The organism is Candidatus Poribacteria bacterium, from assembly GCA_021295715.1.
Classification (GTDB): Bacteria; Poribacteria; WGA-4E; order WGA-4E; family WGA-3G; genus WGA-3G.
The window spans coordinates 1-7030 of record JAGWBV010000127.1 but is presented as its reverse complement, the minus strand read 5'-3'; the positions used below and the strand labels follow the sequence as shown (position 1 = coordinate 7030).

The 7030-nt window shown below is 50.1% G+C and carries 6 protein-coding genes and 1 pseudogene; 5 read left to right on the top strand and 2 right to left on the bottom strand.

Going from position 1 to position 7030, the window contains the following annotated elements; translation table 11 throughout:
- The first annotated feature begins 277 nt into the window (after window positions 1–277).
- The 4 genes and pseudogenes from J4G07_21205 to J4G07_21190 all read left to right on the top strand — a co-directional run bounded on the left by J4G07_21205 (window position 278) and on the right by J4G07_21190 (window position 1996).
- Window positions 278–385: pseudogene (locus J4G07_21205) on the top strand (hypothetical protein).
- A 30-nt stretch (window positions 386–415) separates the two neighbouring features.
- Window positions 416–955: an aminomethyltransferase family protein gene (locus J4G07_21200; GenBank protein ID MCE2416505.1), complete on the top strand. Its 540-nt coding sequence runs from the start codon at window positions 416–418 to the stop codon at window positions 953–955.
- 46 nt (window positions 956–1001) lie between these two features.
- On the top strand, window positions 1002–1580 hold the full coding sequence (locus tag J4G07_21195) for a peroxidase-related enzyme (protein MCE2416504.1): 579 nt from the start codon (window positions 1002–1004) through the stop codon (window positions 1578–1580).
- Between the two features lie 116 nt (window positions 1581–1696).
- The gene (locus J4G07_21190; protein ID MCE2416503.1) at window positions 1697–1996 is read left to right on the top strand and encodes a nucleotidyltransferase domain-containing protein; all 300 of its coding nucleotides are present in this window, start codon (window positions 1697–1699) and stop codon (window positions 1994–1996) included.
- A gap of 226 nt (window positions 1997–2222) precedes the next feature.
- Here the strand turns inward: J4G07_21190 and J4G07_21185 are convergent, their stop codons facing one another.
- On the bottom strand, window positions 2223–2963 hold the full coding sequence (locus tag J4G07_21185; GenBank protein ID MCE2416502.1) for a TetR family transcriptional regulator: 741 nt from the start codon (window positions 2961–2963) through the stop codon (window positions 2223–2225).
- An 842-nt stretch (window positions 2964–3805) separates the two neighbouring features.
- Between J4G07_21185 and J4G07_21180 the strand changes: the two genes are divergently transcribed.
- Entirely contained in the window at window positions 3806–4957 is a 1152-nt protein-coding gene (locus tag J4G07_21180) for an isoprenylcysteine carboxylmethyltransferase family protein (GenBank protein ID MCE2416501.1), read from the top strand.
- A 1117-nt stretch (window positions 4958–6074) separates the two neighbouring features.
- Here the strand turns inward: J4G07_21180 and lysA are convergent.
- On the bottom strand, window positions 6075–7030 hold a 956-nt coding region (gene lysA, locus J4G07_21175), incomplete at its 5' end, for a diaminopimelate decarboxylase (GenBank protein ID MCE2416500.1).

Below are 7030 nucleotides of genomic sequence, written 5' to 3'. Positions count from 1 at the left end.
CAGGCAAAGGTGTCGAAATTATTGCGGAATTTGTTGAACGACAAGGCCTGTTGCAAACCTAAGTCGGATATCTCACTTAATTTATCCAGCTTGAAAGCGTGAGTCAAAAATTGGGTACTATCCATTTAAATTGACAAGACCATCAATTTAAAATGTACTTTCCAATGTGGAAATTGACTGGAAATATACATGAGAAAGTGAAAGGACGAATACATTCGGGTCAGCCTCTACGAATTCATGTCTCGATTTGAGACTGAGCAAGATGCGATGAGATACATTGATTCGGTCCAGATGGGCTGACGGACGAACATGTCCTCTGTGCGAATCCAAAGAAGCCAGCAAAGCAAGCCACAAGACAATGCCTTACTGGTGTGACCGGTGCTGAAAGTACTTCAGTGTCAAAACCGGTTCACTGATGGAGGATGGCAGACTTGCATATAACTTTCCGATTGAACATCAAACCGAGGTGGTTCAGTTGGTCATGGAAAAGGGAAGAGAGTACGGGCTTGCTCTAATCGGGTCCAGGGCTCTGCTTTCGCTCAGACTGGAAAAGGGATATGGCAGTTGGCGCCGGGAGTATTCGCCAGAATATTCACCCTACGAATCTGTACTGGACCGATTCGTGAAACTGGATAAAGGCGAATTTGTCGGCCGTGATTGGATGGTTGATGCATCGACTCAAGACCGCAAATGGCTACTGACCTGTTTTGCGGTCGACGTGGATGAACAGGATGCCGTGGGTGGTGAACCGATCCTGTGTGATGGAGAGGTTTCGGGAATCGTTACGTCGGCATCGTTTGGCCACACCATTGGAAAAAGCATTGCACTCGGCTACATTCCGCCGGCAAAACAACAAAGCAGAGACATCAAAATAGAGATAATTGGCAAGGCCAAAGACGCGAAAATCGTGACCGAACCACTGGTTGACCCCAGTGGGTCAAGAATGCGAAGTTGATTGCAGCATACCTGCCCGATACCTTGAATCCGGAGTCAAGCTGACCATAAAAATACCTTCTGCAAGTCGATATCCCATACCCAAAATCGAAGACCTGCCGCAGGATATCCAGGAGCGAATGCTTGCAGTGCAGGAGAAAGCGGGTTTTATTCCCAATGTGTTCCTGGCGCTGGCACACCGTCCGAAAGAATTCCGGGTATTTTTTAATTATCACGATGCTCTGATGGAAAAGGAAAGCGGCTTGAGCAAGGCCGATATGGAGATGATTGTGGTTGCGACTTCGGGTGAAAACAACTGTCAGTACTGCGTAGTTGCCCACGGCGCGGTGTTGCGAATCCATGCAAAACACCCCTTGATCTCTGACCAGGTTGCAGTCAACTATCGGAAAGCCGACATTACACCCCGACAGATGGCGATGCTGGATTTCGCGGTCAAAGTCTGTAATGAATCGTGGGCAGTTGGAGAGAAAGATATTGAAGCGCTGAAAGAAGCTGGTTTCAGTGAAGAAGACATCTGGGACATCGCAGCGATTACAGCGTTCTTTGGCATGAGTAACAGGTTGGCCAATGTGCTGGTGATGGAACCCAACGCCGAGTTCTATAACATGGCACGCGAGATGAGCTAGTACAAATGTTCCTGCTCCTGACTATGGAGAACAATTCGCAATCAAAATCTTAGATGCATTGCCGAGTTTTGTCGCTGACGCATATGCACTGATTCACGTGATTGAGGAAGCAGTTGATGACTGATCGTCTGGATCTATTGCCGAGACACCGCGCGAAACTTGAAGAAATCATCGTGAGGCACTTACCCGAGGTAGAAGTATGGGCCTACGGTAGCCGAGTGAATGAGCAAAGCGATGACAGCAGCGACCTCGATTTAGTTGTACGCGGACCGGGGTTGAAAGAGTTTCAGTTTGATGTGATGAAAAATTTTAAAGTAGCGATCCGAGAATCCAGAATCCCAATCCTTGTAGAAGCACGCGCCTGGACTAGAATTCGATTCCCGCGGCTCGGGCGGCCCTTCAGCCTTTTAGGATGATCTGTTCCTCGGCCTTCGGCTCAATTTCGCCAACACACGCGACGCTTGGCTGATTGTTGGCGGGTTCTATGATCTGGAGTTCGGCGGCGTTCGACAAGGCGACGTCAGCGCGGCTCACCTTTATTCCCGAGTTTTGCGATGTAGGGATCTATCCGACAGCTTCGGGCGGTTTTCGCATCGTGCCGCTTTGCAACCTCCTGCAGGATGCTATCGCCGGACGCCTCTCTCAGGCCATTGGTGCTGGGGGGACGGGTACTGTCTCGCTGTCGTGATCAAACAGCGTTAGCCCCGAGAACATGTCTTCCGATATATCAATGGACGACAATCCCATCAGGATGACATAACAACTTTGCGAGTATGTTTTCCGGAAGGGCTGGCTGAACTCTGCAAGTTTAGCGATCTTGATCGCCTCGTTGGGTCGATCGCCCAAATGGGTAAATAACCAGCACCCGACCAACTGGTGAAGGAACATTCGAACCGCGAGATAGGCGCGCGCCTCACCAAGTTCAGGTGCTGCAGTCTGCAGTCCAGATGCTACGCGCGCTATCAGACGGGCAAATTCCGTATTCAGATAAATCAGCCGATCCACCGAAACATGTTCTTCCATCGTGCCAGCCAGTTCTGCGTTAAGCATGCAGAACAGCGGCCGCGCTGCACAGCCGTTAGCGAAAATTGCAGCACAGGTCGAGAGATCGTTCAACCGCGGCATGCCATGAAACGCTGACCAATGCTCTTCTGCCAGCATCTCGGACTCCTGAAGGAAGACCTCGCACAGGATATCTTCGCGACTTTCAAAATATCTATAGATGTTCGACTTCGCGAGCCCAACCCTCTCGCCGATGGACATCAGTGTGACGCTGCCACTGCCTGATGATTCCAAAAGAGTGCGCGCCGCCTCGATGATGTCGTCACGGCGTTGCTTGACCTGCTTTTCACTTCGAGCACGTTGAAAATCGTGACGCTGCATCCCGGTGTTAAATTGATCGCTGTGTTTGGTGGAGCATTACAACAGAGAATGACATTCTACTCAACTCAATCCGCAGTGAGCGTACAAGACGGTCGAACTGCCAAGCAGTGACTTCAACAGTTCCTCCCGCAGATAACAATTATATTCGCATATGGGTCCACAAATTCAACACCCAAGACACCGCAGCATTGTTGATGCAGTCACGCTTGCCTCTCACGCTCATCTGCCGATTGAGTCTGCAACAGGCACGCAAAGAATGGGGGCCATAGCCCTGTCTTGCATGAGTTTCCAGCAATGACGCAACTGCCAAACGCAATTTCGTACACGGCCTCGCGCAAGTCTCGACGCAGATCGTGTTGAAGCAGAACGTCCAAGCCGTGTACCAACTTCTCGGTACTTTCGCCCGACATCGCCTTCTGTTCCCGTGACACGCCTTCTATCTCGGTTGCAGGTGCGCCATTGTCAGGAAGCAGGGCTTTATCACTTTATCCACTGTCAGCTATGGTTGAAATTCTCCACCTCAGGCGAGTGAAAGTCTGCCATATAGTTTGGATTTTTCGACAGATCCACGGAAGGCCATAAAGATGATAACACAGAGGGAATTTGTAATGATTCATGAGATGAGATCCGAAGGCCTTTCGATCAGAGAGTAAACCCGTCCCTAAGAAGCGCGGCTTTTCGCCCGAATCCTGTCCTCTTTGGGAACCACCGACACTTGACAGGTATCGCAAACATTTCTGAAATATGCGCGCCAGAAAGGCTTGATTGCTACCGAATAGATTATATAATAGAACGATAGTCTCTTATATTACGTCAAATCAACTCATCGAGGATTCGAACCAATGGAAGATATTCGGAAATCTACCGACACCGCAAAGATTGCACGGCGCGCTTTTTGGGCTTGTGCCGCATTCTACGTCTTGATCGCTTTGGAAATCTTCTACATGGCCTCCCCGTTCGCGGCATACTTTTACGCCGTGTACGGTCCGGGGCTCGACTTTCTTCAATCGATCGGACTGACAAATTGGACCATCCAGTTCTTTCTACCCCATGTGCTTGAGGCGACAAGATCGCCACTCGTCGCAATTCTCGAGCCAATGGGCATTGCCATGTTTTTCAGTGGACTGACCATTTTCGCGTTAGGTGCATTCCAAGTCTACCGTGCTAAGTTGTTGCGGAAAGGCGCTGTAATGGTCGGTTTCTACCGTAAAGTCCGCCACCCTCAATACCTCGCTCTAATCATTGCAAGCATAGGGATGTTGCTGGTATGGCCGCGCTTTCTTGTATTGATACTTACCGTGATCGTGGTGTTCTGCTACATTGCGCTTGCTAAAGTGGAAGAACGAGTCTGTCTTGCCAAATTTGATGGCTACGATGCCTACATGCGCGAGACTGGGCCGTTCCTGCCAAAAGGATGGCTACCTAGTTTCAGCATTGACTTCGGTGCATCGACACTTGCGGTGCTCGCCGGATGGGGATTGGTCTTCATCGCCGCGCTCGGATTGGCGATCACGGTTGCTTTCGGTCTTCGCGCACATGCAATCTCTAGCCTCTATGCTCACGAAGCGCCCGAAGGTGTTTATCTCGCGGCGGCCGAGACGGACGAAGCCGACATGGCAAGCATCGTTGCCATCGCAAAATCCGTGCCGGAAGTTCAGACCACAATGTCCAATCTGACCGAAGGAACACCGGTTCTCGGCTATGTTTTTCCGCGAAACATGTACGTGTCCGAGATCCCGATGTATCTCCCAGCGGGAGAAGCGTTCAGCCATTCTATCCCCCGCGACCACGACGGAATGTCCTACAAGGTGATCTTCACCCAGGCCATTGTCGGCGACGGACCAGCCCCGAAAGGCCGCGATATCGTTCGGAATGCGCTCAATAAGACACCGCTTCTCGAAGTGCATGTCGATACGGCCAGCCAGAAGGTGGTCGCGGTGCTTCCACCGCCGGACACACCTTATTACGCGGATCATCAGGTGCCGTTGTTCTGAGGAAGGGGATCTTGGTAATGACCTCCCGAAATCCAAAGGTTCCACCAAGACGGAGTCCCTTTCATTTTGTCGCGAAAAAACCCAGGCGATTCGATCTGGAATCTCGTCCGTGAAGGTCAAAAATCCTCTGAGCGATTGGCCTTTGTTGCAAGCTAGTTTTGCAAGAGATCGGACGTCCTTATCCGGCCTGTCTACTTTGGGTCGCGACCTGATGTCGGATCAGGAGCGTACGAAACCTCGCCTGACATTCATGCGCCGCGAAAATGAAAATCTGTGCTTCATGCGAAGTGTCGACGTCCCGTTCACGAACAAGCATCGGGATAAAACTTGTACCTGGCCAAGATTAAACAGAAAGGCTCCGGCTGCATTCGATCACCGAAGTGCGTCGCTGTCTACTGCCGTGTCTCCAGCTACTAGGTTAGTGGACTACAAATGGTGCAACCCTCGCGCCACCATACATATCGAACCTTTGGGTAGTGTCGCAGAGATGACCGGTAACTAGCCACCAAGCCCACCATAGAGTTTTGAGCAAGTACGTTGAACTAATGTAAGATTAGCTCGGACAAGGCTGCATAAAGTAACGACGGTCTCTAAAGCTGAGAATCAAAGACAGTAAGATACTCAAAGATGTTGTAAGCTATGTCAATTTAGGAAAATGAGGGTTGCGCCCGTTACAAACTTCACTCTGTGATCAGTATTTTGAGCAACCAAGTGAGGTGGCGAGCGCTTAAGGATAGACGTTGACAAATTGTCGCGTGACCCGCTCGCTCCGAAACACACGTTGTGTTTCCAGCGCTACGACACAGCGTTCAGCAGCTTTGTCAATGAGATGGAATAGCTGAAAACCAACTTCCAGAACAAGATGATCTTCGACCAGGGGGAGTTCAACCCCAAACACAAGGGGTGAGCCACGCAGTCTGCCTGCATTGTGGGTTTGATTCCATGACGAGCCCAGTTCTGAAGCCGCTTATTGACAAATTCTTTCAGCGCAGCGAAGGATTTCGGGGTTTACACCTTGAATTTCCCCACTTCGTTGAACTTGTTTGTTCACAGACTGCACAACGGCAAAACCAATTCTTTCCTGATTTGTAAAATTCTAAGATGAAAATCAAAGAAATTAGATTCGAATTTGCTCCGGGATGACTTCGAGGTTGACCATTTGATCGAAAGTCTCTCTTGTCCTAATTGCATCAAAGTGATTGCTGTCAACCAAAACTTCAGCCGGTTTGGGGCGGGTATTGTAGTTCGACGACATAACGGCGCCATAAGCTCCAGCGCCGAGTACTGCAATCAGATCGCCGGACTCGACTGCAAGCAGTCGGTCCTTACCGAGAAAATCGCCGGTTTCGCAAATTGGGCCTACTACGTCACTCAGCATCTCTTCGATGGTGGCTTTTTGTTTCACGGGCACAATTTCCATCCATGCGTCAAAAAGTACCGGGCGCAGCAAATCGTTCATCGCCGCGTCGACGACTGCAAACCGCTTCGCTTCTGTGGCTTTGAGGTACTCGACCCGACTGATCAACACCCCTGAATGCGCGCTGATCGCTCGGCCAGGTTCGATTGATATGGATAGATTACAGCCTCGCTTCTCCAACAGATCCAGAATCGATCTGCAGTACTCCCTAATTGTCGGTGGATTTTCGTCTTTGTATCGAACGCCCAAACCACCGCCGACATCAAGATGCTGGATATTGATCCCGTCTCTATTAAGTTGTTTTACGAAATCAATTACTTGAGAGAGTGCGCTAATTATCGGATCAAGAGAAGTCATCTGTGAACCGATGTGCACTGCGATTCCTTTAACTGCGAGGTGCCGTTGCTGTGAAGCGAACCTGTATAGTTCCAGCGCAACTTCAAATGGCACACCGAATTTTGCCTCTCGAAGTCCGGTTGAGATGTGCGGATGTGTTTTGGCATCAACATCGGGGTTGACTCGAACACTGACGGGTGCTGGTACATCCAACTCTTTCGCCACCGCGTGAATTCTCTTCAATTCAGCAGGCGACTCAAGGTTCAATGAAAAAATTCCGGATTTCAGCGCGTGCGCGATCTCATTTTCTGTTTTTGCAA

Bases quoted from the DNA above. Each gene is read 5' to 3' on its own strand.
- J4G07_21200 (MCE2416505.1), top strand. From the start codon at position 416: ATGGAGGATGGCAGACTTGCATATAACTTTCCGATTGAACATCAAACC.
- J4G07_21190 (MCE2416503.1), top strand. From the start codon at position 1,697: ATGACTGATCGTCTGGATCTATTGCCGAGACACCGCGCGAAACTTGAA.
- J4G07_21185 (MCE2416502.1), bottom strand. From the start codon at position 2,963: ATGCAGCGTCACGATTTTCAACGTGCTCGAAGTGAAAAGCAGGTCAAG.
- J4G07_21180 (MCE2416501.1), top strand. From the start codon at position 3,806: ATGGAAGATATTCGGAAATCTACCGACACCGCAAAGATTGCACGGCGC.